This is a genomic window from Nostoc sp. ATCC 53789 (assembly GCF_009873495.1).
Taxonomy (GTDB): domain Bacteria; phylum Cyanobacteriota; class Cyanobacteriia; order Cyanobacteriales; family Nostocaceae; genus Nostoc; species Nostoc muscorum_A.
Genome location: NZ_CP046703.1, coordinates 1,760,994 through 1,787,603 on the forward strand (window position 1 = coordinate 1,760,994; position 26,610 = coordinate 1,787,603).

At 43.0% G+C, this 26,610-nt stretch carries 22 protein-coding genes and 1 pseudogene; 10 read left to right on the forward strand and 13 right to left on the reverse strand.

The genetic code is table 11. The annotated features are described in order from the left end of the window. The first annotated feature begins 529 nt into the window (after window positions 1-529). The 3 genes from GJB62_RS07125 (at window position 530) to GJB62_RS07135 (ending at window position 3,654) form a co-directional block, all read left to right on the forward strand. A complete protein-coding gene (locus GJB62_RS07125; protein ID WP_114084007.1) occupies window positions 530-1,531 on the forward strand; it encodes a DUF389 domain-containing protein in 1,002 nt (333 codons plus the stop codon). A 184-nt stretch (window positions 1,532-1,715) separates the two neighbouring features. Then, window positions 1,716-3,269, forward strand: coding sequence for a sodium:proton antiporter (locus GJB62_RS07130; protein ID WP_114084018.1), 1,554 nt, complete (start codon window positions 1,716-1,718; stop codon window positions 3,267-3,269). Window positions 3,270-3,471: 202 nt separating this feature from the next. Further along, entirely contained in the window at window positions 3,472-3,654 is a 183-nt protein-coding gene (locus tag GJB62_RS07135) for a hypothetical protein (protein ID WP_159402469.1), read from the forward strand. A 134-nt stretch (window positions 3,655-3,788) separates the two neighbouring features. Here the strand turns inward: GJB62_RS07135 and GJB62_RS07140 are convergent, their stop codons facing one another. The 5 genes from GJB62_RS07140 to GJB62_RS07160 all read right to left on the reverse strand — a co-directional run bounded on the left by GJB62_RS07140 (window position 3,789) and on the right by GJB62_RS07160 (window position 10,272). Beyond that, window positions 3,789-4,346 carry a DUF3124 domain-containing protein gene (locus GJB62_RS07140; protein WP_114084008.1) on the reverse strand — a complete coding sequence of 186 codons (558 nt, stop codon included), beginning with the start codon at window positions 4,344-4,346 and terminating at the stop codon, window positions 3,789-3,791. A gap of 75 nt (window positions 4,347-4,421) precedes the next feature. Continuing rightward, on the reverse strand, window positions 4,422-5,099 hold the full coding sequence (locus GJB62_RS07145) for a TrkA family potassium uptake protein (RefSeq protein ID WP_114084009.1): 678 nt from the start codon (window positions 5,097-5,099) through the stop codon (window positions 4,422-4,424). Window positions 5,100-5,191: 92 nt separating this feature from the next. Continuing rightward, entirely contained in the window at window positions 5,192-8,215 is a 3,024-nt protein-coding gene (locus GJB62_RS07150) for an MFS transporter (RefSeq protein WP_114084010.1), read from the reverse strand. 376 nt (window positions 8,216-8,591) lie between these two features. Beyond that, on the reverse strand, window positions 8,592-9,125 hold the full coding sequence (gene infC / locus GJB62_RS07155; protein WP_012412604.1) for a translation initiation factor IF-3: 534 nt from the start codon (window positions 9,123-9,125) through the stop codon (window positions 8,592-8,594). A gap of 664 nt (window positions 9,126-9,789) precedes the next feature. Continuing rightward, window positions 9,790-10,272 carry a DUF4385 domain-containing protein gene (locus GJB62_RS07160; RefSeq protein WP_114084011.1) on the reverse strand — a complete coding sequence of 161 codons (483 nt, stop codon included), beginning with the start codon at window positions 10,270-10,272 and terminating at the stop codon, window positions 9,790-9,792. Window positions 10,273-10,349: 77 nt separating this feature from the next. On the opposite strand from GJB62_RS07160, the gene GJB62_RS07165 reads away from it, so the two are divergent. Continuing rightward, complete coding sequence (locus GJB62_RS07165) at window positions 10,350-10,817, forward strand: VOC family protein (RefSeq protein ID WP_114084012.1); 468 nt, start codon at window positions 10,350-10,352, stop codon at window positions 10,815-10,817. Between the two features lie 43 nt (window positions 10,818-10,860). Further along, entirely contained in the window at window positions 10,861-11,142 is a 282-nt protein-coding gene (locus GJB62_RS07170) for a hypothetical protein (protein ID WP_114084019.1), read from the forward strand. Between the two features lie 44 nt (window positions 11,143-11,186). Here the strand turns inward: GJB62_RS07170 and GJB62_RS07175 are convergent, their stop codons facing one another. After that, window positions 11,187-11,858 (reverse strand): Uma2 family endonuclease, encoded by a 672-nt coding sequence (locus tag GJB62_RS07175; RefSeq protein ID WP_114084013.1) that lies wholly within the window; start codon window positions 11,856-11,858, stop codon window positions 11,187-11,189. Between the two features lie 76 nt (window positions 11,859-11,934). Further along, entirely contained in the window at window positions 11,935-12,696 is a 762-nt protein-coding gene (locus tag GJB62_RS07180; protein ID WP_114084014.1) for a class I SAM-dependent methyltransferase, read from the reverse strand. 6 nt (window positions 12,697-12,702) lie between these two features. Between GJB62_RS07180 and GJB62_RS07185 the strand changes: the two genes are divergently transcribed. The 4 genes and pseudogenes from GJB62_RS07185 (at window position 12,703) to GJB62_RS07200 (ending at window position 18,067) form a co-directional block, all read left to right on the forward strand. Next, entirely contained in the window at window positions 12,703-13,521 is an 819-nt protein-coding gene (locus GJB62_RS07185; RefSeq protein WP_245246112.1) for a methyltransferase domain-containing protein, read from the forward strand. 172 nt (window positions 13,522-13,693) lie between these two features. Further along, complete coding sequence (locus tag GJB62_RS07190) at window positions 13,694-15,955, forward strand: cation:proton antiporter (RefSeq protein WP_114084015.1); 2,262 nt, start codon at window positions 13,694-13,696, stop codon at window positions 15,953-15,955. A gap of 216 nt (window positions 15,956-16,171) precedes the next feature. Continuing rightward, on the forward strand, window positions 16,172-16,846 hold the full coding sequence (locus GJB62_RS07195) for a cupin domain-containing protein (RefSeq protein ID WP_245246113.1): 675 nt from the start codon (window positions 16,172-16,174) through the stop codon (window positions 16,844-16,846). A 145-nt stretch (window positions 16,847-16,991) separates the two neighbouring features. After that, window positions 16,992-18,067, forward strand: a pseudogene (locus GJB62_RS07200) (IS1634 family transposase). 218 nt (window positions 18,068-18,285) lie between these two features. Here the strand turns inward: GJB62_RS07200 and GJB62_RS07205 are convergent. The 6 genes from GJB62_RS07205 to GJB62_RS07230 all read right to left on the reverse strand — a co-directional run bounded on the left by GJB62_RS07205 (window position 18,286) and on the right by GJB62_RS07230 (window position 25,383). Then, window positions 18,286-19,698, reverse strand: coding sequence for a TolC family protein (locus GJB62_RS07205; RefSeq protein WP_114080784.1), 1,413 nt, complete (start codon window positions 19,696-19,698; stop codon window positions 18,286-18,288). Window positions 19,699-20,024: 326 nt separating this feature from the next. Beyond that, a complete protein-coding gene (locus tag GJB62_RS07210; protein ID WP_114080783.1) occupies window positions 20,025-20,696 on the reverse strand; it encodes an ABC transporter ATP-binding protein in 672 nt (223 codons plus the stop codon). Between the two features lie 66 nt (window positions 20,697-20,762). After that, window positions 20,763-22,034 carry an ABC transporter permease gene (locus GJB62_RS07215; RefSeq protein WP_114080785.1) on the reverse strand — a complete coding sequence of 424 codons (1,272 nt, stop codon included), beginning with the start codon at window positions 22,032-22,034 and terminating at the stop codon, window positions 20,763-20,765. Between the two features lie 188 nt (window positions 22,035-22,222). Then, entirely contained in the window at window positions 22,223-23,818 is a 1,596-nt protein-coding gene (locus tag GJB62_RS07220) for an efflux RND transporter periplasmic adaptor subunit (protein WP_114080782.1), read from the reverse strand. 100 nt (window positions 23,819-23,918) lie between these two features. Continuing rightward, window positions 23,919-24,476, reverse strand: coding sequence for a hypothetical protein (locus tag GJB62_RS07225; RefSeq protein WP_114080781.1), 558 nt, complete (start codon window positions 24,474-24,476; stop codon window positions 23,919-23,921). A gap of 268 nt (window positions 24,477-24,744) precedes the next feature. Further along, window positions 24,745-25,383 (reverse strand): TetR/AcrR family transcriptional regulator, encoded by a 639-nt coding sequence (locus tag GJB62_RS07230; protein WP_114080780.1) that lies wholly within the window; start codon window positions 25,381-25,383, stop codon window positions 24,745-24,747. Window positions 25,384-25,528: 145 nt separating this feature from the next. Between GJB62_RS07230 and GJB62_RS07235 the strand changes: the two genes are divergently transcribed. Beyond that, the gene (locus tag GJB62_RS07235) at window positions 25,529-26,416 is read left to right on the forward strand and encodes a tetratricopeptide repeat protein (RefSeq protein WP_114080779.1); all 888 of its coding nucleotides are present in this window, start codon (window positions 25,529-25,531) and stop codon (window positions 26,414-26,416) included. Window positions 26,417-26,610: the final 194 nt, after the last annotated feature.

Consider the following 26,610-nt stretch of genomic DNA (forward strand, 5'->3'; position numbering starts at 1 on the left):
TTTTACATTTATCGAAACAGAATTCTGACTTCTGAATTCTTCTTCAACATCATCTGACTATTTTCAGATGACACCTGTTCAATGGGAAACTTTAACGGGTCGCGGAAGTCCCCATCTTCTCTGCGTTCGCGCAGCGTGTCGCAGACAGACGCTTACGCGAACAAGGTATTCCTAAGATGGGGATTGTGAGCGGGTGATGTTCGCGGAGCGTCACGAAGTGAGGATTGATCTGGAATTGATTTAAAAAATAAGTAAAAACAAATTCCAGATGTATGACGAATCACCAATTCTTGTAAACTAAGTATTATCATCTTGACCATCAATGCCATAAGCGAAAACCAAGCTAACAGGTATATGTTGCAAGAAAAAGATTTGGGTCTTGGGAACCAGGACTCCTGCCCTTGGAGGGAATGTAAGACTTTCTAGTACTACGAAGTTCTGGAGGCTATTCCTGATGAATTGGGAAGCCCCGTCCGTCTTACGGTGGGGTAGTTCACTTAGACATAACCGAGCATTCAGGAGGAAGGTCTTGGGTAATAACATTCGAGACCGATTTAAAAATTTCCGCCGCCGGGGTTCGCAACCGGAGCAACTTCAACAGCTACAAACAGAGTTGCTGGCTGAATCAACTCTAGACTCAGCTTACATAATATTAATTATTAGCTCCTGTGCGATCGCAACTTTGGGTTTATTGTCTAACAGTGCAGCCGTGATTATCGGCGCGATGATTATTGCTCCTTTAATGTTGCCGATTCGCGGGTTAGCTTTTGGTGCTTTGCAAGCAGATATTACTTTGTTTCGCAAGGGACTAATTGCTGTCGCAGTGGGCACGCTGTTAGCGGTGGCGATCGCCTCCACTCTGGGTTGGCTGGTGGGATTACCTAGTTACGGTAGTGAAGTGCTGGCTCGATCTAGACCAACATTGCTAGATTTGGGAATTGCGGTAGTGGCTGGTGGTATTAGTGGTTACGCCAAAATTGAGACAAAAATCTCTGGTAGTTTAGCGGGAACTGCGATCGCTGTTGCCCTCATGCCTCCCGTCTGTGTGATTGGCTTAGGCTTGGCACAAGGGAATTGGTCACTCAGTTTCGGGGCAACCCTACTTTATCTCACCAACTTGCTAGGTATTGCCCTCTCCTGTATGGTGACATTTGTGGTAGCAGGTTACACTTCAATGGCGCGGGCCCGTCAACCCCTAATTTGGACTATGGCTTTGACAACTATCCTGCTAATTCCTTTGGGAGTCAGCTTTGCCCGACTTGTACGACAAGCGCAACTAGAAACCAGCTTACGAAAAGCATTATTGAATCGAACTGTCACCTTTGGGCGATTGCAGTTAGTTAACAGTAATACCAATTGGTTAACAAATCCCCCAGAAGTCCGTTTGAGTGTCCGGGCAAGGGAACCTGTCACACCTCGGCAAGTAGAATTATTAGAACAATTTATCAAGCGAGAGATGGGGCAGCCATTCACTCTAATTTTTGAAGTTGGTCAAGTGGAGGAAATTAGAAGTTCGGAACCCACACCCTGAACCTTGATTTCTCACTTGTGAGAAATCAAGGTTCAGGGTGTGGGGGGTGTGGGAGGATGGGGAAGAAATCTGAACCCGCACACTCCCCACACTATGCGTGAGAAATCCGGGTGAAGTTGCTAATTTGGCATGAATGAAGAGAGAATCTATCAGTCAAGTCAAACTAACTTTCCAAAATGTAATAGTGGATGTAACTCAATTAGTTAAAGTTTCGATTATTCTCTTGCTCCTGGCTACAGGAGTAGCTTTGCTATCCCGGCGGTTGCGAATCCCTTATGTAACGGGTTTAGTATTAGCAGGCTTGCCAATCACTGAGCTATTATCTCGTCCCATTGGTTTAAATCCAACCTTGGTTTTGAATCTTTTCTTACCAATTCTCATCTTTGAAGCTGGCATTAATACAGATGTCAGCCGCCTACGCAGCACCTTTAAACCAATTGCCCTGCTAGCTGGCCCTGGGGCTGTGCTTTCCAGTGGGATTATTGCCGCCTTATTAAAATTTGGGCTGGGGCTGAGTTGGATACCTGCGTTATTTGTCGGAGTAATTCTGGCAAATACTGATACAGTTTCCATGATTGCCGTCTTTAAGGAAATACCAGTACCCTCGCGGCTTTCCACCATCGTTGAAGGAGAAACTTTATTTAATGATGCAGCTGCTCTAGTTTCATTCAACCTAATTTTGCAAGTATATTCCACAGGTTCACTCACCTTTGTAGAGGGAATCCAACAACTGCTATTTATCTCTTTAGGAGGCTGCCTAGTAGGGTTAGTCTTGGGCTACTTGAGCATACCTGTATTCGCCCGTTTAGATGATGCCCTTAGCAGCTTATTACTAACAGTTGCAGTTGCATTAGGAACTTTTCAGGTTGGGCAATTTCTTGGTGTATCGGGTGCGGTAGCTGTAGTTGTCGCTGGATTAATTTTCGGGAATTTAGGGCTTTCTCAGAATACTTCTGCTTCTAGTCGCATCACCTTGTTGAGTTTCTGGGAGTATGCCAGTTTTACCGTCAACACCTTTATTTTTCTGCTAATTGGTGTAGAAATAGACCTGGGAACCCTCTGGAGAACTTTACCTGCAATTATATTTGCAGTTTTGGCTTATCAAGTTGGGCGAGTTCTTACAGTCTATCCTCTGCTAGCAGGGATTCGTTTGATTGACCGTCCAATTCCATTGCGCTGGCAACATTTACTCTTTTTAGGTAATATCAAAGGTTCGCTCTCGATGGCTCTGGCGTTGAGTTTGCCAGAAACACTACCAGGGCGAGATGTTCTCATCGCTTTAGTTTTTGGTAGTGTGCTGGTGTCGTTAGTGGGACAGGGTTTAAGTTTGCCTTGGGTGGTAAAACGCTTACAATTATCTAAATTTTCAGAAACTCAACAACAGGTTGAAGAATTGCAAGCTCAGTTGATGACAGGGAAGGCAGCACAAGATGAATTAGATAGTTTGTTGAAATCAGGAGTGTTACCAAAAGCTGTTTATGAAGAGATGCGTTCAGCTTATCAAGTGCGAATTGCTGGTGCAGAAAAGACATTGCGGGAACTATATAATCGTCGTCCTGATGAGTTAGACGGCAAAAGTAACAGCAGTGGTAAACTTGATGCCATTCGCCGCCGTTTACTACTGGCAGAAAAAGGAGCGCTTAATGAGGCGATGCGGAAGCGAATTCTCTCAGAAGAAATTGTGCGCGGACGGATACAAAATCTTGATGAACAATTGCTGAAGTTAGATGATGATTAAATATGGGGCATTGGGCATTGGGCATTGGGCATTGGGCATTGGGCATTGGGAATTGGGCATTGGGCATGAGGAATAATCTGATACCATTTCTTTGTGAAGCTGCGCCAAATTTCCTTTTGCTTCTTCTTTCTTACTTTGTGTTCTTTGCGTCCTTTGCGGTTCGTTCCTCATATAGTTTGGCGCACCTTTATACAGAATTGGTATGAGCTTTGTCGATGAACCTCTGAGCTTTGTGAGTGAACCTTTGAGCTTTGTCGATGAACCTCTGAGCTTTGTGAGTGAACCTCTGAGCTTTGTGAGTGAACCTCTGAGCTTTGTCGATGAACCTTTGAGCTTTGTTGATGAACCTCTGAGCTTTGTGAGTGAACCTTTGAGCTTTTGCTGATTGATTAAAATCTGCTGCCTCTTGTTAAACATTAAGTCAGAGACTCAATGAATGCATTCTCATACAGAGCATGGGAACGAGGAAAAACTTAATTACGAATTACGTTAGCGTAGCGGGGCGTAGCCCATTACGAATTACGAAGGCGATCGCTTATTATTATTTTGACTTTTAATCACTCTACCAGGACTGATAAAAGAAATTCCTTGCTGAAAGTCAGTACCAATCATCACTGCCTCCACTATAGGTTCGGATATTTCTGTTTGAGCTACCCACTCGACAATAAAGTTTGCGCCTAAACCTCCACTGGTATCATTTCTATTTATAAAAAAATCTGTCGAAGCTAGCGCATCAAGTTGAATAGGACGCTCCAAATACTGTTTAATTAATTTCCCTTCTGAGTTGTAGTAGCGCACAGAAGTAATAACGATCGGATTGATCAAATCTGTATTCCGAATACTGAGTGTAACCGCTAACTCGAAAATCTCCTGCTTATTGTGATGATAGATATGTGAATAAACAGGAACATAAACAGTTTGACCGCTTGCGATCTTAAAATTCTTATCTAGCGTTACTATTTTTTGAACTGGGGTTGCTTGAGTGGAGTTGGGTTGTGATTTGGGTGAAATATTTGTTGATTGACAAGATGCCAGAAAAATAAGAGCGATCGCTAAAATATATGGATACGGCTTCATCAAAACTATTTATACCCATTTTTTATACATCGGTAGCTAATGCCACTTAATCAAGAGTTTCGGTAGAGACTACGCTCAACATCTTTGCTCAATAAAATCAATAACTTGATGTAAAGATCCTGGTTTAGTCACAATCAAGACTGTTGAATGAGGTTCCAGTATTGTACTGCCGTTAGGAATCATCAAATCTTCGTGGGGATGGGATTGATAACCAATAATTAGCGAACCACTAGGAAATCGGGCATCCTGAGCGATTTCAGCAACGCTACGACCAGCAACATAGCAATTGTTTGGGATGGCAAGTTTCAGAACCTCAATCTGTCCTTGCTCAAAATGCATCATTGATTCCACTTGCGGATACTCAATGGCATTCACCATTGTTGAAACTGATAGTTCAACAGTGCTGATAATATGGTTGGCTCCAGCTATCCGCAGTGGTTCGGCAAAATCGGGGTGGCGCATTCGGCTCAAAATATGGGTGACACCGTAGTGTTTAGCAAGAGTTACCATTGCCAAGTTTAAGGCATCACTTCTTAAGACAGCTGCCAAGGAACCTGCTTTGCGAATCCCAGCTTCTAACAATACTTCTGTACTCACAGCACTGCCTTCAAAAGCCATTGCTCCTACTTGTTCACGGGCATAACGACAAGCAATAGGGTCAATGTCAATTACGGCAACAGTATGTCCTAGCTCTACCAGTTTTTGGGCTAAACTTAAGCCCACTAAGCCTGCTCCACCTATTAGTACGTACATGGCTGTTCCTGATATTCTTGGAATTTTTACTTCACTTTACAGGTTAACAAACACATACATTGGTAGTAAGGGTGTACAGATGTACGCCCCTACTATTCATTTATTGTCGAGATTTTTGAATTTTTAAAGTTGTATTTTTCGAGTAACTCTTTAACTTGAGCAGCTACCAAAGGATGTGGATCTTTTTGTAACTGGGGTAAGATTTGCAGGAGAACGCGATGTGAAACCATATTTAGATATGCGATCGCAGCTTCTCTAACAAAACCCGTTGGATGACGCAAACTTACTAAAATTTCAGAACTGGTAAGTCTGATGCGAGTCACTTGAGCAAAATGGAAACAACAAGCTAGACACCAATCAGAAAGGAAGTTACCCAACATCAGCAATCTGTGGAGGCGATCGCTAACCAGCATATTCTCATATTCTACGATCTTGGCTTCTACAAGATATTGCAATTTTTCTGATTGCGGTCGGTTATCTAAAATATTCAGTAACAGAGACTTGCAAGGCAAAGTTACGGTATGCTCTAAGATTTCTAAACCCCGTGCTAAATTTACCACTGAGAGCGATCGCAGATTAAACGCTGCTGCCTGCATCTTTTCTGGTGAGTAAAGCAGTCTGAGCAACAGTAGCAGCCGCTCTTTGACATCCAATTCCAATTCTAAAAGGGCGCGTTGCAGTAACTCAGAGACAATCACAATCCTTTCACTTGATTGATGATTTTCTTTTTCATCTAATATTTTCAAGTCTATATATGCACCATAAATCTCGCCTAAAAACTTTAATTCCTGCTCAATTAAATTTTCTACCCGACTTTCATAAAACCGATCTACTAAACCTCTAATTCCTGGTTGTTTATGTATTTTTAGTAAGCTCCGAAGAATATGATCCCTAGTTATACCCCAGGATGCCTCCAAGTTTTCCCATAAAGTCTCTAATGCTTCCTGAGTGCCAATTTGAGCAATGGTACGCCAAGCGTACATCCGCACTACTTCTGGTTTGTAAATATTGGTAGCTAACCGCAACAGCATCTCTATCGCTTCATTTTCTAGTCGCACTAGGGACGACATTGCTGTAGTACGGGTTGATTTGTAATAAAGTGCTGCAATCAGCGCCGAATAGTATTCCTCTAAATGGGTTGCTGCAATCATTTCCAATACGGCACAGCGCACCCGTAACGACTCATCTTGTAATAAATTCGGGATGTGAATCCGTAACGCTTGTAAATAAACAGCTTCTCTAAGCGCTCTAACTCCATTCACCCGTTCCCGTTCTTTCTTATGAGTCAACATCCGGCGCATAGTTTGGGTAGCTGCTACCTTTTGCATCGGCGTTCCCTGACGTAAGACTAAAGCGGCGGCGGTAGCGCGGATGAGTGAGTTTTGGCGGGGGTTGAGATATTCTTCTAGGATGCTTAAATTGGGATTTGGTTCAGCTAGCCAAACGTAGCGCAGAGCTAGGGCAAAAACTTCGGGGTTAGTTTCTTGGGGTTGTTCTAACAAAGGACGAATGGCGGATAGATAAGCGGGATTTGCACCAGCTGTCAGCATCACTTCCAAACTTTGGCGCTGCAAATCTGGGGTTAACTTAACTAACAGGGGTGCTAAAACTTCCGCAGCTCCTTGAGAGTCAATTTGGGCTAAAAGTTCAATACAAGAGCGTTTATCAGCCTCGCTGCCTTTTTCTCCCAAGGCTTTGACTACCCCCTGCTTGAAGAATCGTAAGCCGACATTGGTTGCACTCAATTGGCCCCGTGCCACACTCAAGACTAACAGTTCAACGTAACGCGATCGCAATTCCCAAACTACTTTTACACAGGTGCTAGCTATCAGCATTGTTTCTGCCACCAACACCCACTTTTGCAGGGATACGGTTACAAAGCGGTTACAAAACAATAGAGTTGCAAAAATTAGTACTCCTGTCAAACCTGTAGCGATCGCTTCGGCTGTTCCGCCAGATAAAGTCTGCATTCGGCTGCGAATTGACTCAGGAATCGGTTGGTACAGGATGGGGCCGCTACTCATGACAAAGGTGTAGCGCAGAAGTTCATCGCAAAATTTGACAATTATCAGACCCCAGAAAAAGCTTTGCGATTGGATGGCTGGAATTAAATGCAAAAATACCAGCACTCCTGGTAGTGAAAAGCCTACGGTGATTGGTAAAAGTGTCGCTGTGAAAAATACCCCCATCCGTTCAATGAGTCGGCTGGAAATAAACCACTGCAATAACAACTCACACAGTCCCAACATCCCACCAAAAAGACCCAAGAAACTGGCGAGTTCTCGGTCGCCCAAATTGGATTGGAGTTCGCGCAGATATTGAAAATCTATTAACAACCCAATGACTTGCAATAGACCAACAAAAGCAAACAATTGCCAAACATAGCGCTTCAGAGGACTTTTAATAAAGCGCTCTCGTGAAGCTTGTTCTTCAGGAACTAGTCTTTGTGGGGTTTCAGGAAAAGCCGCTCGATAGTGATTCGTTAAATAGAATAAAATCGCCGATCCTAATAAAATCACAAAACAGGCGATGAAGATGATCTTATTGAGCGAGGTGTATTGCACTAGCCAAGGCAAACTAAAGCCACTAATCACATCTGCTACCAAAAGTCCACTACTCACCAGTGGGTAAGTCCGCTTAATCTCTCGAATGTTAAATATTTGGTTAGCGACGATGGAGGTGTTGAGATCGTTGACTACATAAAGGGCATCTACCCATAGCCGCAGTAGAAAGGCCGAAATAACTACCAGGTAAGAAACATGAGATCCCCAACGTAATAAAACTAATAGAAGTAATGGCATCAACATGCAAGGTGCGATCGCCACAATCACCCGGCGTAAGGGAAAAATTCTTTGCAGCCAAGAGTATAAAAAAACCAGTGCTGCGCTCATAACGGCACTGGCAATATACATCCACGGCAATAGATGAGTCCCATATTCATCCAAAAACAGCGCCACTGTACTGTCTTCTGCCCACCGCAATCCTACACACACAGTTGTGTAAAAAATAAACATTAGTTGAGTTCGTTCACTCTCCTCTGGCCGGAGATTCACCCACTGTAGTAGTCGTGGTAAAACAACTTTATTTACAGCAAACCAGTGATTTTTCAGTTCCATGCAGTTTTATTTTCTGGTAGTATCACCGCGCAATAGGGGCAAGGGGCAAGGGGGGCAGGGGAGCAGGGGGGCAGAGGAGCAAGGGGGGGCAAGGGGACAAGGGGGAATTATTGAACAAGTCCTTGTCTCTTCTTCATGTTCAATGCCCAATCCCCATTCCCCATTCCCCATTCCCCATTCCCCATTCCCTCATCCCCTGGAAATAGCAAAAGTCCTGAGCAACTGAGTATTATGTTTCCCACTCAGCCTTCAAGACTATCGATTTGAGATAAATTTAAACGACCTCAAAGCTTTGGGCATATCTTGCATCCAAACGAAAAAACCCCTGACTTCTAAGCAGGGGTTTTCAAACTTGGTCTATTAAACAGTTAGAGGATTATTTTTTGGGCGAGATAAGCATCATCATGTTTCGCCCTTCTTTTTTAGGCGCTTGTTGAAGCTCACCAAAAGGCTCCAAATCCGTTGCCATTCGCTTGAGCAAATCTTCTGCTAGGTCGCTGTGTTGAATTTCTCGACCCCGGAACATCACAGTCGCTTTGACTTTATCGCCATCTTTCAAAAAGCGCTCTGCTTGCTTAACACGCACGTTGTAGTCGTGTTCTTCTATTTTGTAACGCATCTTAACTTCTTTGACATCAGCCGTGTGCTGCTTTTTCCGGGCTTCCCGCGCCTTTTTCTCCTGCTCAAACTTATATTTCCCGTAGTCCATAATCCGACAAACTGGCGGGTCAGCTTTGTCACTTATAAGCACCAAATCTAACTCTTTCTCTTCTGCTAGTTGTAGTGCTTCCTGTGGGGGCATAATTCCCAATTGGGCACCGTCAGTATCAATGACCCGAATTTTCGGGAAGCGAATTCGTTCGTTAATTTGGGGCAGATCGCGAGTTCTTTTCTTCTCAATCACAGGCATTATGATTTGTGGGAGCTCTTAATGAAGGATTTGGTGTGGTCTTGATTGGTATGCCTCAGAGGCAAAATACGGAAATAACTCAGGACTGAAAACATAGTCTACAGTTCTAGAGTAACTAATCCATAAAATAGTTGCGTCGTTGTATTTGTCATTTTACTAACTCTGAGAGAATTTCTCTGCAATAGTTAATCTAAATTACACAACCTAGACACATGTTAAATATTATTACAACTTTTGCTCAATAATGTTGACAGTCGAATTAAGCACTGTTTTTCCAGAATACCAAGCTTACAGTATGTAGATACATCTAGTAAAACTTATGTAGCATATTACCTTACATTAAGTATTTTAGCATTTAAAAGGGCAGTTAGAAACCGTAGCTACACTAGGTTTTACCCACCTGCGTGGGTTGCAAACCCTCCATTTTCCTGAGACTACCCTGCGGTAAGGCTTTGCTGAGGTTTGTATAGCTGCTCATAGAACAAGGTAGTAATCAGATTGACACTCTCAGGTCTAAAGACACGCTCGATTCTCCAAGTCAAGTTCCCCTTACCTCTTTAGCTTTGTGAGCGTTCTCAAGGTTAGAGGAAAAGCAATAACACACAGGCGGACTTCGTTTATGATGCAAGATGAACCGCGATTTGTAATGACCAGGTATATTGATTTACAAAGGTGAGGTGCTTTCATACATCTGTTTATGCTTGGCTAAAAGCTCTTGATATTTCTCATTTGTCTTTGTTTGTATCCACTTGGCTTTAAAAATTGCTGCTGACTCGGCTTTAACAGGGTCTTCTTCGTAAGGAAGAATCTCTTTTTTCGAACCTGAAGTTTCCGAATTTTGTTTATATTTTCTGCCTGTTTTATGATTAGCATAACGGCGAGAGCGAGTATAACCCATTTGGATAAACTTTCGTGCCATATCCGCGCCGATAAAATCATCTTGTTTTAGAGAATCAAGAAACATTTCGTAGATTTTTTCACTTGACTCTCTAGCAATCTCAGGAGTTTTGAACCGCCAGTAAGGAAGAATTTCTGATTTATATGGTTCAACCAAAAGTACGCCCTGTTCACCCTTGCCAACGCGATAAAGTTCAGGATATTTGCGAAAATCGATATTTTTAAAGTCTAAAGAATAATCAAATGGCATGATAGATTTTTATTAGGAATAGTAAACTTTAAGTAAAAAGTTCAGCTTCTATCCTAGTAAGGAGATTTTCTTCTACTATGCTATCTAGTACCCAATCTGTGAACAGTGTCCTTGCGCCAGGAAATTTGCGTAAAGTGCATCACATTGCACTCAATGTCCAGGATATGCAAGCTTCCCGTTACTTTTATGGCACAATCTTGGGTTTACACGAACTTACAGGCGACGAAGTACCCGCAACTCTGACGGAACTTGTCGCATCAGGGAAAGTAGCCAATTTTATTACCCCGGATGGGACAATACTGGATTTATTTGGGGAACCAGAATTATCACCACCAGATCCCAATCCAGAGAAGACATTCACCAGAGCCTACCATTTGGCTTTTGACATCGATCCGCAGTTATTCGATCGCGCGGTGACAGTGATCAGTGAAAATAAAATAGCGATCGCACATGGCCCAGTCACTCGTCCTACTGGTAGAGGTGTGTATTTTTACGATCCAGATGGCTTTATGATTGAAATTCGTTGCGATCCAGAAGCTAGTTAACTTAGGGGTAAAAACAAAAGTATCTACCATGACCGCGAAACTCATCCAAATATTTAAAGTAATTGAAGACACAATCACAAAACCGCCAATTCCACACGAACCATACAAGCAATCATTGAAAGCCTGGGCGATGTATTGTTTACGAGACAAAGGTTTTATAGTCGCTTATGCTCAAAATGCTGACTTTGCCATTGAAAGAAAACGTGAAGAAAAGCTATATTTTAAAGTTTCAAACAGCCCCGATGATTTAGATAATTCTGTTAGCTGGATAGTTTGGGATAACGCAACTAAAAGTGCTAGTCTCATTCCTCAAAAAATAGACTGATGCCAAAAAAGCGCTATAGTCATGAATTTTATTCCCCTTCCCTACTATTGCTGCACAAATATCTGATGTTCTGGCGAATTTAATCCCAACTGCAACACAGCCAATACTTGCTGCATATTGCCAGCAAGTAAATTCGACATTGACAACCACAAACCAGGAAATACTTGACTTTTGATAATTCCATCTGCGTCCACTTCTAAGGATACATATTCTCCTTGTTGCAGGCTAAACCAATCTAATTTATTTTCAAATATTTGCCAAACAATATATTCTTTTACCCCATTACGACCATAGACTTTTTTCTTGTCATGTAAGTCAATAGCAACACTGCTAGCTGCTATCTCTATTACGAGTTCTGGCGCACCTTCTATGTAGTCATCATCGGTCAAACGAGATTGTCCTTTAGCTGCTGGTGTGATTAATAACACTCCATCTGGTTGGGGTTCATTGTCTCGATCTAAGCGGACTGTTGGCTCAATTCCCAATCTCACCCCAGGAGTGGCAATTTGGTAAGTCCACAACCAACCGATTAGATGACCATGTGGTTCAGCATGACTTTCAAAGCGTAATGGGGATGCCAAATATACAACTCCTTCAATTAATTCTGCCTTTTGATGACGGGACATTGCCTGATAGCGTCGTTCAAATTCGTAGCGAGTGAGGCGATCGCCATTTTCTAAAGGAGGAATTCGTTGCTTGAGTGATAAGTTGACCATGATTTTCTGCTCTGGCTAGGAGTCTTACTTTATTATCGCTTGAGACATATTTTTCTACGGAAATACTTCCCAAGCCTCATTTTGTTAATAAATCGCTAGAATCAGGTTTCTCAAATACCATTAAATGCTGTTGAGGTAACAAGTTTTTAGTTTCCCGCCAAACCAAACCAACAGCTTGCATTTCTTTACGGACTTGCTTTTGAGTCATCTTGTGCAGACCTTTAATCATAATAAAGGGATTTTCACCCCGGTACTCAACCAGGACTACCCGACCACCTGGTTTTAGTGCTTTCACAATTCCTTGCATCACTTCTTGAGGATACTCAAGTTCATGATAAGCATCTACCATCAATGCCAAATCGATACTTTCAGATGGTAAGTTTGGGTCACTAAGGGTTGCTAAAACAGGCTCAACATTGGTGATATTTTTCTCTTTTTTGAACAACTCAATTATTTCTAACATTTCTGGCTGAACATCTACAGCTAACACCTTACCTGCTGTTAATAACGGTGCGATGCGAAAGCTTAAGTAACCTGTACCAGCGCCAATATCAGCCACTACATCGTTAGGTTTCAAGTTGAGAAGGCTGACTATCTTACTTGGCTGTTCCTCTCCCTCTCGGCTGGGACGTTCTAGCCAGCCAGCGCCAGTGTATCCCATAACTTTGGCGATTTCGCGCCCCATGTAATATTTGCCAATACCATCTGGACTGTGGATTATCCGTTGTTCGTAAACTGCGCTCGCACCATTGGCGGCTTGTGCTGTCAAGGTTGGGTTTAGCAGCGAGTAACTCAGTATTAGAACAAGAGATACTATAAAGTGGAGAAATTTTGACATTTGTTTATGACTGATCTGGATAATTATAAGCAGCAACTAAAAGAATTTTATGGTAGGAGAACGACTTATGACCATGAGAAAGGTACTCGCCATCCTCTAGAAGCCAAGCTTCTACTTGAATTTGTTCCACTAAATTCGGGGCAGAAAATTCTTGATGTGGCGACTGGAACAGGTTTAGTTGCGATAGCCGCAGCTGAAAAAGTTGGTTCTGAAGGCTCCGTGATAGGGATTGACATGACCCCTGGAATGTTGCATCAAGCAAGACTTAAGATTGCAGCAGCAAAATTACAAAATATCGAGTTAGTTGAGGCGGATGTAGAACATTTCAACTTTACTGAGAGTAGTTTTGATGTTGTCTTTTGCTGTGAGGCAATTGTACTTTTTCCTGACATACTTGCTATTTTGCAAAAGTGGTATCGCTTCTTGAAACCCGGAGGCTTTGTGGCATTCACCTGTCCTCCCGAAACTGCTTTTATGGCCTCTCTTCAGCAGAGGATTGGCGCTAGAGTTTTAGGCGTATCGCTACCACATATCCTTGAACCACTGGGAACTCCAGAAAAGTGTCGGAATTTGGTTAATCAGGCAGGTTTTAGAGATATCGAAATTAAGATTGAACCATCAGGACGTTATCGCCCTCTTAGGGATAACAGATTATCTGAGATAGTAATTAATATAAATTTTAAAGGTAATCCCCTGTTGTCAAAATTATCACAAGAACAATTAAATCAGTTGCAAGTTGAGTACAAAGCAGAAATTGAGAAACTAGCAACCGATCAAGGTATTTGGGAAGATACTACAAAGTTGTTTGTTCGCGCTCAAAAATAAATTGATGAGCTTTGCTGCTGAACTGACAATTTAGTGTGATCGCGCATGATAATCTTGCGGTTAATAATTACAATCACAGTTTAAGCTTCTAGGCCGATGTGAAAATAAACATTTTCAGGATTTACTTAAACAGCCCGTTTAAAAATTTGTAATCCAACCTTTGGACGCTTATATGCAAAACCTGCCCCTAATGTTAGTGCCTGTACTCGCCGTACAGAAAGTAGTAGGTGACGGTGTAATTAAACCTCTCGGTCATCATGAACTGCTGTTGGTGCTGGTGCAACTGTCACTATTGCTGCTCGTAGCGCGGGGATTAGGTGAGTTAATGCGCCGGATTAATCTACCGCCTGTTGTTGGGGAATTATTGGCGGGTGTGCTGCTTGGCCCTTCTCTATTTGGTTTGCTCCTTCCAGACTTGCAAGCTCATATCTTTCCCAAAAGTCAAGAACAGTCTAATTTACTTTCGGTGATTTCTTGGTTAGGTGTGTTATTTTTGCTGATTGTAACTGGGTTGGAGACGGATCTCAAGCTGATTCTTCGTAAGGGTAAAACGGCTCTTTTGATTTCACTGGGCGGAATTATTGTCCCGTTTATCACCGGCTTTGGATTAGGTTGGCTATTGCCAGATAGTTTTTTAGCTGACCCAGAAAAGCGACTAGTATTCAGTCTATTTATCGCTACAGCAATGAGTATTTCAGCAGTACCAGTAATTGCCAAGGTGCTGATGGACTTAAACCTGATTCGCCGTGATATTGGTCAAGTTACCTTAGCCGCGGGTATGACTGACGATACTATCGGCTGGATTTTACTTTCTGTGGTTTCAGGTTTAGCTAGTAGCGGCAAATTTGACCTAGGGACAATTTTCCATTCTGTGAGCGCGGCCATATTATTTTTAGCGATCGCTTTCACAATTGGGCGTACTATCGTAGATCAGATTTTGCGGTGGGTTGATGACTACGTTGGTGGAATCTCAGCTAGTATATCGGCTGTGCTGATTCTTTCGCTCTCGGCAGCAGCACTTACCCATGCATTAGGTCTAGAAGCAGCATTAGGTGCTTTCGTGCTGGGGATTCTGGCCGGTCAATCCCGTCGCTTTAGCAATGAAGCTGGACACATGCTAGAAGTCTTCACAGCAAGCTTTCTAGCACCAATTTTCTTTGCTTCAGCTGGCTTGAAAGTTAATTTGCTAGCTCTGTTAGTCCCCCAGACGTTGTTATTTGGCTTGATTGTTCTTGCTGTCGCCTGTGTTGGCAAATTTACAGGTGCTTACCTTGGTTCTCGCGTCGGTGGCTTGAGTCATTGGGAAGGTTTGGCGATGGGTTCCGGGATGAATGCTCGCGGGGCAATGGAAATTGTCGTTGCCACCATTGGTTTATCTTTGGGAGTGCTGAATCCCCAGATGTACTCAATTATTGTTATGGTGGCAATCGTCACTTCCCTAATGGCTCCACCCCTTCTGCGCTGGACTTTATCAAAAGTGGTTATGAGTGAGGAGGAAGCTCAACGGTTGGAACAAGAAGAGCAGGATAGCCGCAGCTTTATCAAGCAAATCCACCGTGTCTTAATACCTACTAGCGGTGGCCCCAACATCCAACTTGCAGCGCAACTAGTGGGCTACATGGCTCACCAAAACTCGATAGAAGTGACATCTCTATATGCCCTGAGTGACAAGCAGCCTCAAAAGAAAGGCCGCCGGGCAGCGACCCAGGTTAAAGATACCGCCGCCGAGGAAGCTCTGGCTTCTGTTGCTGAGGAAATGCAGCTACCTGATGATACGACCCTGCAAACAAAAATGGAGTCTGGGCGTAGTAAAGCGGAGGTAATTTTGAATGAAGCGAACAAAAACTATGACTTGATTGTATTGGGAGCTTCTGAACAGATACGTCCTCAGAAAACATTGTTTAATTTGCTTGTAGATCGGGTAGTACAAGAAGCGCCATGTGCAACGATGGTGGTCAAATCGCACCTACCCCAAGCTAAAGGCGAGATATGCAAAATCGCTCAACAAAAGCTGACAAAGATTCTGGTGCCAACTGTGGGGACAGAATATAGTAAAAATGCTGTAGAGATGGCAAGTACGATCGCTGCTCAAATGGGAGCATTAGTTATGATCGTGAACGTGATTAATTTGCCACAAGTTGAATATATTCTATACGAACAGCGATCGCTAACTCCAGTGAAGGAAATTGCTCACGATCTGCTTGAACAGCAAGCAGCAATTGGCCGCAATCTAGGTGCTGATGTCAAAACATATATTCTTCAAGGAACCAGCCCAGAAAGAGAAATCCTCAAGTTTGCCCAAACCCAAGAAGTTGACCTAATTATTTTAGGGAGTAGTATCCGAATGGTTACAGGTCGCGTTTTCTTTGGTCACAGAGTGGATGCAATATTAAGTAAAGCCCATTGCCCAGTAGCAGTAATTACTACGCCATAGGCGTTCTCAGCTTTAACTAGATTACGACTGATACCAATTCTTTATTAACTTGCACTTAATAAGTAAGTGATGATATAATCCCATCCAAAAATAGAAGCGTAGTTTACCGCCGTAGGCATCCCTTCTGCTGAGATGGAACCCTTGAACCTATTTTAACTTCCGTCTTAATTCATCTTTACCCGAATTTCTCACGTATTGTGTGGTTCGGGTGGGGGTGTGGGAGGCAATGCAGCGTTCATTGATAGTTATTCAATTCCTCCTCTTTCTCCCCACACTCCCCACACTCCCCACACTCCCCACACTCCCCACACCCCCCACACTCACGCTCATTTCTCACAAGTGAGAAATCCAGGTTTAGGCCCTTTGCTTGTTCACCATCAAATTTTCTTAGCACCTTGGTATCAAGAAATGGAAAAGTATTTAGTCACCAAAGAAGAGATTGAGTCTTATGAAGGACTAGAAAAAACACATTTTCTCAACTCCAATGCTCGCAGACTGAATAAGTCTTTAGGAGATTTGACAGGTTTAAAAAATATCGGTTTCCACATCATTGAAGTAGAGCCTGGACGTGAATCAACGGAGCTTCACATGCACTATCACGAAGAAGAGTGCGTATACGTTCTTGAGGGAGAAGCTGAGGCAACAATTGGAGAAAGCATTTATCCAGTTAAAGCAGGAGATTTTATTGGATATCGCGCTGGTGGTAAGCCGCATAAGCTGACAAACACGAGCAATTCTATATTCAAATGTATAGTAGTTGGTCAAAGGCTAGACCATGATATCGGTGACTATCCAAATTTGCAGAAACGTATATATAGGAGTAAAGGTTTAAAATGGAATCTGGTCGATATGGAAAATATAGCTGAACCAGTAGCAGGTAAGAAAGCATAACAGGCAATACTGCTCGGTTAAGCATTTTTAACTCGGAATCGGGTTTGGGGAAAAGGTTAAAGGGTAAGGGTTAAACCCAGATTCCGCAGGTGCGCTCGTAAATGCTGTATTTTTGAAAATGACCTAAATGCTGCATTTTAGAAGCATGACAGCATCATTAAATATCAGGGTACAGGATATTGATCACTGCGGCATAGTCGCAGGCATCTGTGATGAGATGAATTTAGTAGAACAAATTAACCGACTGCTGGGAACTCACTCTCAAGAAATCATCAGTGCAGGTCAAGTTGTAAAAGCAATGATTTTAAACGGATTAGGATTCGTGAGTGCGCCGTTATATTTGTTTGAAAAGTTTTTCGTAGGCAAAGCTACCGAGCATCTTTTAGGAGAAGGAATACGTCCAGAACACTTAAACGATGACCGTTTGGGTCGAGTATTGGACCAATTATATGAGGCGGGACTAACGAAAGTCAAGCCAGAAAAGAAGCTGACCTCAAGCAGTTGGAAAAACGTTTAATTAAAAAGTTATCAGTTGCCCAATCCGAACTTCGGCAGTTGTCAAACCAAGAATTTGCTTGCTCAAAAGATGCTCTGATTGCGGCACAACGGCTCAGTTCTAAGTTGCCCTTACACCAACTGGCTAATATCCAGGTTAAGGAAGTAAAAAAACATACTGGACGTGGTAGACCCAGTAAGGATGCTGCCCCTACCTTTTACTACCAAGTCGATGCCACGCTAGAACCCAAGGAAATAGCCATCGCCATCGAAACCAAACGCGCTGGAAGATTTATTTTAGCGACCAATGTCCTCGATGCCGAAGAACTCAGCGATGAAGATGTTTTACGTGAATATAAGGCACAGCAGTCTACTGAGCGTGGTTTCCGATTTCTCAAAGACCCTTTATTTTTTACTTCCAGTGTCTTTCTCAATTCGACTGAGCGAGTTGCCGCATTAGCAATGATTATGGGTTTGTGCTTGCTTGTTTATAGTCTGGGTCAAAGAGCTTTACGTCAAGCCTTAGAACGGGCAAAAAAAACTATTGATAATCAGTTGGGTAAACCAACTTCTACTCCCACCTTACGTTGGGTGTTCCAATGTTTTATGTCAATTCATTTGGTTACCGTCTCCCAAATCAAGCAAATTGCCAACTTAACCCATGAAAGGCAATGGATTCTTCAGTTTTTTGGCGCTCCTTGTCGAAAATATTATCTTCTTTCTTAACTAACCTGCGGAATGTGGGGTTAAAGGTTTTTTCTTTCCCTTTTCCCTTTCCCCTTTTCCCCTTAACCGAGAAGTATTGGCATAACAGGTAGAATGCATTTCCTTAATGGAAACTCCGGCATTCTGTCCGTGGCTAATACCAATTCTCTATGAAGTTGTACTTAATAGCGGTGATGATATAAACCTATCCCCAAATAGAAGCCCCAAAGGGGCTGATCTTAGCGCGATCCTCTAGAAGTAACTGATCTTTGCAAATTAGCTAAAGCGCGATTGTAATCCAAAATAGCTGTGACTCGATTACCTTCTGCTCTTGTCAGGTCATTTTCAGCAGAGATCACCTCTGTTTGAGTACCCACACCAGCTTGAAACCTCAGCCTTGCTAAATTCAGAGCTTCCCTGGCTTGATTTAAAGCCACACTAGAAGTCTGCACATTATTTAAATTAGATTGCAATTGAGAATAGAATTGTTCTACATCAAAGCGAATTTGGTCACGCTGGGTGGCAAATTGACTCTCTGCGATCGCAATATTTGTTCTCGACTGAGCCGCCCTTGCTCTGGCTGCTCCTCCATCAAACAAAGTGAGATTTCCTTGAAGCCCCACCGAATAGCCATCAGTAATGCTGACACCATCATCGTAACGATCTAGCAGGTTGTAGTTGCCTACCAAACTAATTTGCGGCCCTAACTGTGAAAGTGCTTGCCGTCGCTGTTGCTCACTAATATTTCGTTGTGCTAATTGCTGTTGCAATTCTGGACGATTTTGAAACGCTTGGACAATACTTTGTTCTACGGTCTGCGGCCAAAGACCCGCTAATTGTACAGGATCTGCGGTACTGATATTAACTGACTGCGACAAACTTAAGGTAGTGGCAAGCTGACGACGGGCAATTTGCTGCTGCGAGATAGCATTAGTTAGTTGTTGTTGGGCGTTTGCTAAATTCACCTGAGCTTGCAGCACATCAAACCGCGTACCCACTCCCGCCTGTTCTCTGGCTTGAGTATCCCGCAAACTCGCTTGGGCATTTTCCACAGCAGCTCGGTTAATTCTTACTTGTTCATCTGCTTGTTGCAAATCGTAGTATTGAGTCGTGGCATTCAATCTAATTATCAAAGACTGGCTTTCAACATTCAATTCATCTACACGTAGTTGTTCTTCAGCTGCTTGGATTGCCGCTTGTCGATTACCGGAGGTATAGAGGTTGTAATTTAGTTGTGCTGAACCATTAAAAGAGGTGCTGGATTGAGATGAATTATTAGTAAAACCATTACCACTATTAGTCAAATTACTGTTGATTCCCAAAGTAGGAAATAAGGCAGCTTGAGACTCGCGTAGGGCTGAACGACTGCGCTCTAGCTGTAATATGGCTACCTGTAAATCTCGATTGTTGCGTCGTGCTAATTCCAAAGCTTGTGCCAAAGTGATTGGCACAGTTCCCTGAATCCTTACTTCTTGAGGTTTAGTAGGAAATTGCAGAGGATTGGGATTAGGGTTGAGGTAATCAGGAACCTGCACAGAGCTTGAGTTATTCTGCGGTTTTGGGGGAGTTACTGCACTTGCTAAAGCTGGAAAAAGAATCGCAAACGCAACACAAACCCAGGTAGAATGCACAAATAATAAGCTAAAATTCATAATCTAGATGTAGTCATTAATTAGGTTTTTTGAGGACACAATCAAAATTTTTTATCCTGATTGACCTATAGAAATTTAAATTTGAAATTCCTCCTCTAAGAGGTTGTTTGAAAAGTAATTGGCTGTGGTTTTAGGCACTCATTGATCCCCCCTAACCCCTCTTAAAAAGGGGGGAACTGGAGTCAAAGTCCCCCTTTTTAAGGGGAGCCACTGCGGTCTTGGGGTCTCCCCAAGTGGAGCATGTGGCGTGGATTTAGGGGGATCTAAACGTTTTTTTACCGAGAAGAGGACTTTTCAAACATCCTCTAAGAGTTGATATTAACAAATTAGCCAACAATCAAGCCATCCTGAACTCGAATAATCCTTTTGGTTTGAGCAGCGATATCTGGTTCATGAGTGACAATTACAATTGTGATTCCTTGGTCATTAAGTTCTGTCAGCAAATTCATCACCTCATGAGAAGTTTCAGTATCTAAAGCTCCTGTTGGCTCATCTGCCAAAACTAATGCAGGTCGGTTGACTAAAGCACGAGCGATCGCTACCCGTTGTTGTTGTCCCCCAGATAGTTGACTAGGACGGTTAGCTATGCGTCCCTGTAATCCTACCTTTTCCAGGGCTTCTAATGCCCTTTCACGGCGTTTTGGCTTGGGTAAGTTAGCGTAAACCATTGGTAACATAACGTTTTCCAGTGCTGTTGCCCTCGCCAAGAGGTTAAATTGTTGGAAAACAAAACCTATTCTTTGGTTGCGGATATAGGCTAATTCATCATCATCAAAAGTTGTCAGGTTTCTCCCTTCAAAAATATAGTCTCCAGTTGTCGGACGATCCAGACATCCCAAAATATTCATCAGCGTGGATTTACCCGAACCTGACGCACCCATAATCGAGACATATTCCCCCTCCTCAATTGAGAGTTCAATTCCCTTAAGAATCGGAACACTAACTTCTCCCAAATGATAGGTTTTAGTAATAGATTCCATCCAAATCATTGTTGGCATAAGAATTACGAATTACGTTAGCGCAGCGTTAGCGACGCAGGAGCGTCATTACAAATTACAAATTATTTAGTCGCTTCTTAAAGCATTAATTGGATCTAATTTAGATGCGTTTCGTGCTGGAATTACCCCAGCAACTAAGCCAACACTCAATGAGAGTACAAATCCAGCAATAATCGACAAGAAAGAAATGACAAAGGGAAATTTGAAAATGCTTGAAGCTATAAAGGCTAATAAAATCCCAGTGGCCATCCCAATACCTCCGCCGACAATGGAAATTACGATCGCTTCAGCTAAAAATTGATTCAGGATTGCCGAATTGGTGGCTCCTACAGCTTTGCGAATTCCGATTTCTCGTGTCCGCTCAACTACGGAAACTAGCATAATGTTGGCAATACCAATTCCACCAACTACTAACGAAATGCCAGCGATCGCTACTACCATTACTGTAAATAAGCCTACAACACTAGTAAAAGTACTAACAATATCAGCTTGATTAGTTAGCCGAAAATCATCAGCTTGCGGCGGATAAATATTGTGACGCAGACGTAAGAGATTGGTAACTTGAAACTGAGCAGCTTCTAACTGCTCCTGATTAGCGCCTTTGACTAAAATTCCATTTACAGAAACACCTACTAAAGCATTGTTCCCAACTAGCCTCTTCGACATACTAGTTAGAGGAATGAAAACCTGGTCATCTCGATCCATCGGCCCCTGAGAGCCTTTAGGTTCCATCACCCCAATCACTTGATAAGCCTCTCCCTGAATGCGAATTTTCTCGCCGATAGGATTTACACCCTGTCCAAAGAGTGTGCTTTGAACTGTAGGGCCAAGAATAGCTACCTGTGCGACAGTATCTAGTTCTTCTTGAGTAAAATATCTCCCTTGCTGGGGGTGAGTATTTCTGACTTCTGGATAATTTAAATCTGTGCCATAAATGGTTGTTGAGGTGTTTTGTCCTGCATACACAACTTGAGCGCTGCGTTGAAGATAAGCAGAAACCATCTGTGCTGATGGCGCTTGTGTAGCGATCGCTTTTGCATCTTCCCAGGTCAAGGTGCTGCTAGAACCGACTCCTTGACGGACATTCCCGCTTCTTGCAGCACCCGCTAAGATTTGGATCACATCTGTACCCAATGCTTGTATCTGTTGCTCTACGCCCTTTTGCACTCCCTGACCGACAGAAGTAATAGCAATGACTGAGGAAATCCCAATAATCACGCCCAACATCGTTAGACCTGTGCGTAATTTGTTACTCCACAATGTCTCTGCCGCCATTGTCAAGATTTCCAGCAACGGTACTGTGCGGGTCTTCTTAGCTTTGTAAAAGCCCTTAAATATCTTAAACATAAGGTTTTATTTAAAGAAGAATGCAGAATTCAGAATCCAGAATTCAGAATCAATTAGTGGGGGAATTAAACCCACATATTTATCCGTCAGTCAGGCTCGAATTCATACTGTTAGCGGATAGCTAAGGTTTAGCCCATTCTGACTACTGACTCCTGAATTCTTTCTTGTTAAAACTCACTTTAAGGGGAACCACCACCGGAACGACCACCGCCGCCACCGGCTCCACCGCCTCCTCTTCCACCACCGCCACCGCCAGTTCCACCGCCTCCTCCTAGACCAGGGAAAACTCCTCCTCGTGGTGTTGATTGCGGACGTGACCCTGGTGGGAAACTGAGTAATACTCTCTCGTCTCCTGTCAATCCAGACTTAACTTCGGTAAAGTTATTTGCGGTGACTCCAGTCTCGATGCGAGTAAAAACAGGTTTGTTATCTGCTCCAGCCACATATACACCTGTGGCATTTTGTTGGCGCACAACTGAAGCAGTTGGTACTACTAAAACATTTTCAACTTGACCGACTTGAAAATCTACTTCTGCATTCATCCCAGACCGCAGTAATCTTTGAGGGTCTGAAAGTGATATTCTCACTTCAAAACTGGTAACGTTTTGTTCTACTATTGCTTGGGCAGCGATTTGGCTGACTTTACCTTCAAAAGTTTTTCCTGGGTAGGCATCTGCTGTAATCGAGACTTTTTGACCAAGGCTGATTTTGGAAATATTTGTTTCCGCTAAATTTGCGACAACTTCATTGGTTGAAGCTAGAGACAAGATCGAAGAAGAAGATGAGGAAGCTACTTCACTACTCGCAGTTGTGGGTGTCACGAAAGCACCGGGATCGGCAAATTTCTTTGTCACTACCCCATCAAAAGGGGCGCGAATGATCGTGTCATTGATTTCGGCTTGGATGTTTTGCAGCGAACCACGAGCAGATGTTACCTGGGCGCGGGCTGCATTAATATCTTCTTGGCGCGTTCCTGCTTTCAGAAGTGCCAAAGCTTGCTGTCTCTGCTTCACTACAGCTTGTGCTTGCTCGATGTCTTCTGGACGTGACCCAGCTTTTTGCAATCCCAGTGCTTGCTGTGCTTCATTTACACTAGCTTGGGCGCTGTCACGAGTGGCACGGTTTTGGTTAAGAGTCTGAAGGGATATACCGCCTGCATTGTAAAGCTGTTGATTGCGAACAAAATCATCTTCTGCTTGGCGAAGTGTGGCTTGAGCGCTTTGCAAGCGTGCCTGTGCTTGGGCAATATCTTGAGAGCGATTGCCTGCTTGTACCTTTTGCAGATTCGCCTGGGCTTCGTCTAATACTCCCTGAGCTTGAGCAATATCTTGAGGACGATTACCTGCGATCGCTTTTTGCAAATTCGCCTCGGCTTGTGCCAATTGCCCTTGAGCAGAAGTAAGTTGCCCCCGCAGGTTGGAATCATCCATGTAAGCGACAATCTGTCCTTGTTTGACGAGATCCCCTTCTTTCGCTAGCAGTGTTTTCAAGATACCGGAATTTTTCGGGCTGAGGTTGATTGACCGCTCAGGTTTTACTGTTCCGTTTGCTGAAACTGTGATTGTTAAACTTTGCCTTTGTACAGGTCTTGTCAGTACCCGACGACTGGCTTGTTGCTGGGAAACAACGGCTACTTGGTAATAAACTGCATAGCCAATTCCACCCAAAAGGCAAAAAGCAATTAGCCAAGAAAGCCAATTTCGTTTGCCCTTTTTTTTCTTTACCTCTGGAACTAAAACTGATGAATCTACGGCATTTTGTGTATCAATTTTCATATCCATTTTGTCTATAAGGAACGGCTACCGAGCCAGTTATTCACGGCTAAACTATAGCCTGGTAGCCCTATACTGACAATGATTTTGAGTGTTTAGTGTTTTAAAGGTTTATTTGCAGTACCAACCCACTAGGAAGTCTGAAATAATCATCACGCACTCTCACTAATCTTCCAGCAGGAACAATTTCCTGACTGGGAAGAAGAATATCTCCGTTGGGAAGTCTGAAGTAACCTTGGTTACGCAGTCTAACTATGGATCTAGCAGGAATAATTTGCCCATTGGGATATCTGATGTCACCATTACCAAGTCTGACTACTCTGCTATAGGATTGGTTGTCGCGGTTCCAATTGTCCCGATCTCTAGAGTTTCTGACTTCTCCAGGATAGGATCTGTTGTCGCGGTTCCAATTATTATCCCGATCTCTAGGGTTTCGGACTTCTACAGGATAGGATCTGTTGTTGCGGTTCCAATTATTATCCCGATCTCTAGGGTTTCTGACTTCTCCAGGATAGGATCTGCCGTCGCGATCCCAATTTTGATCGCGATCGCCAACAACATAGACTTTCGTCTGGGCACTTGCAGGCGTAGTCAAAAGAGTAGGAACAATTATCAGGGCAGCAGCAGCTAGGACTATCGACACACGGTTTGGCTTCAACATGAAATCAACTCCTTATTGGTATTAAATTTCTATTCTGCTGAGGTTTAGATTCAGCAATACTTAGATAGTTGCCTTTATTTGGGTATCAATATGTTTGATATCTACCTCATCGTATAAATTCATACATAATAATTATCGATCAAAAAGCTGAAACCAATGTATGACGAAAGTCATTAGTAATTCGAGACTTATGTATGACCAAAGTCATCAGTTTTTAATGGGGAGATGAGGGAAAATAATTAATATCCAACGCCCAATTTTTTTAAATTTAATCCTGAATTGGCGAAATTCCTTGCCAGATAATGTCCACAAAATTTTGGATAAATGCTGATACTTCTGTACCACGATCTTCAGAGTTTAAGTAACCTTTTATGGGAGAAACGTCTGTTTTTATACTTTTTTGAGATGAAATCTGCTCTAAGAAAACATAGTTCATCAACGATCCGAGTAAAATATGAGCCACCGTTTGGGGATCGCAAGGGCGAAGCCGATTTTGGTTGATTTCATACTCTAGAAAAGCGGACAGTGCTTTGAAATCTTGTATGGGTCTTGGTTCTTTACCTCCAAGTTCTGGAAACGCATTGCCTCGCGATCGCAGCATCACAATCTGAGGCAACACCTCACGATAAAATTCCATAATCTGGAGGCAAATATTGATTAGGTTTTCTTTGAGATTGCCTTTGCCACTAAGAGATTCCAACTCGCTCACCCACACGGGTTTTTCTGGAATTCCCATCGCCGCAAAAAATAATTCTTCTTTGGTTGAGAATCGCTTGAAAATTGAAGCTTCAGAAATACCTGCCTGTTGAGCAATTTCTAAGGTTGAAGCACCAAATCCTTGTTGCAGGAAAACTTGACGAGCCGCTTCTAATATCTGCTGATTGGTGATTTTGGGTACACGAGCCATAAATAAGTGAGTAATTACTTATTAATGTATTGCCTTTGTGATGGGAATGTCAATAACTAATGACGTAATATTTTGCAGCCGTCAAGAGCGGAGATCGTTTAAGCTAGCTGAAAGATTCTTTGATTAGTGGCTTAAAGGCGGTAATGTGCCTAAACATGTTCGTTTGATTTCTTTGCTAATGGTCTGTAGTTTGTGGAGTATGCCAAAAGCCGCTAACGCGCAGGCATTAATACCCCATACACTGCAACTAGATGGGACAAAGTTAGAGAAGCAGGGGTTGAGTCTGGCACAAGAGGCGGCTCAACTAGCTCAGTTTCAACAGGTTGAATTAGCTTTGCCACGAGCGCGGCTGGCTAGTCAACTGGCTCCGAAGAATGATAAAGTATGGTTGCTTTTAGGTGGATTGCAACTCCAAACCAAAGAGTTTGACGGGGCGATCGCTAGTCTGAAAAAAGCGCAATCTCTCAACCCCAAAAATGGTGATATTTTGTTTGCTTTGGGTTCAGCTAATTTTCAGCAGAAAAATTACCAAGCAGCGGTTGTCAATTACCAAGACGGCTTGAAGTTAAAACCCAACGATCCAGAAGGGTTATTTGATTTGGGTAATGCTTATTATCTACTGGGTAAATTGCCAGATGCGATCGCACAGTACGATAAAGCAGTCTCTCAAGATAAAAAATTCTGGCCAGCGCTCAACAATATTGGCTTAATCAACTACGAACAGGGTAATACCTCTGAAGCGATTAAACGATGGCAATCTGCTGTAACCCTTGATAAGCAAGCCGCAGAACCTTTATTAGCTTTGGCAGTAGCACTGTATACGAAAGGCGATCGCCAACAAGGTCTAACAATGGGAGAAGCTGCACTCCGCATCGATCAGCGCTATGCTAATTTGAATTTTCTTAAAGAAAATCTCTGGGGCGATCGCCTATTGTCTGATACGAAAAAATTCCTAGAATTACCCCGTATCCAAGCAGCATTACAGCAACCAGAAAACTCATCATCAGCCCCTGGAAAACAGCCTACTCAATAGGAGTGGGGAGTGGGGGGGCAGGGGAGACAGGGGGACAAGGGGACAAGGGGACAAGGGGGAATTATTGAACAAGTCCTTGTCTCTTCTTCATGTTCAATGCCCAATTCCCAATTCCCAATTCCCCATTGTCAATTGACTTTCTTATTACCACTTGCCTAATAGTACCTTTTCGTAGTACATCTATACTAACTAAA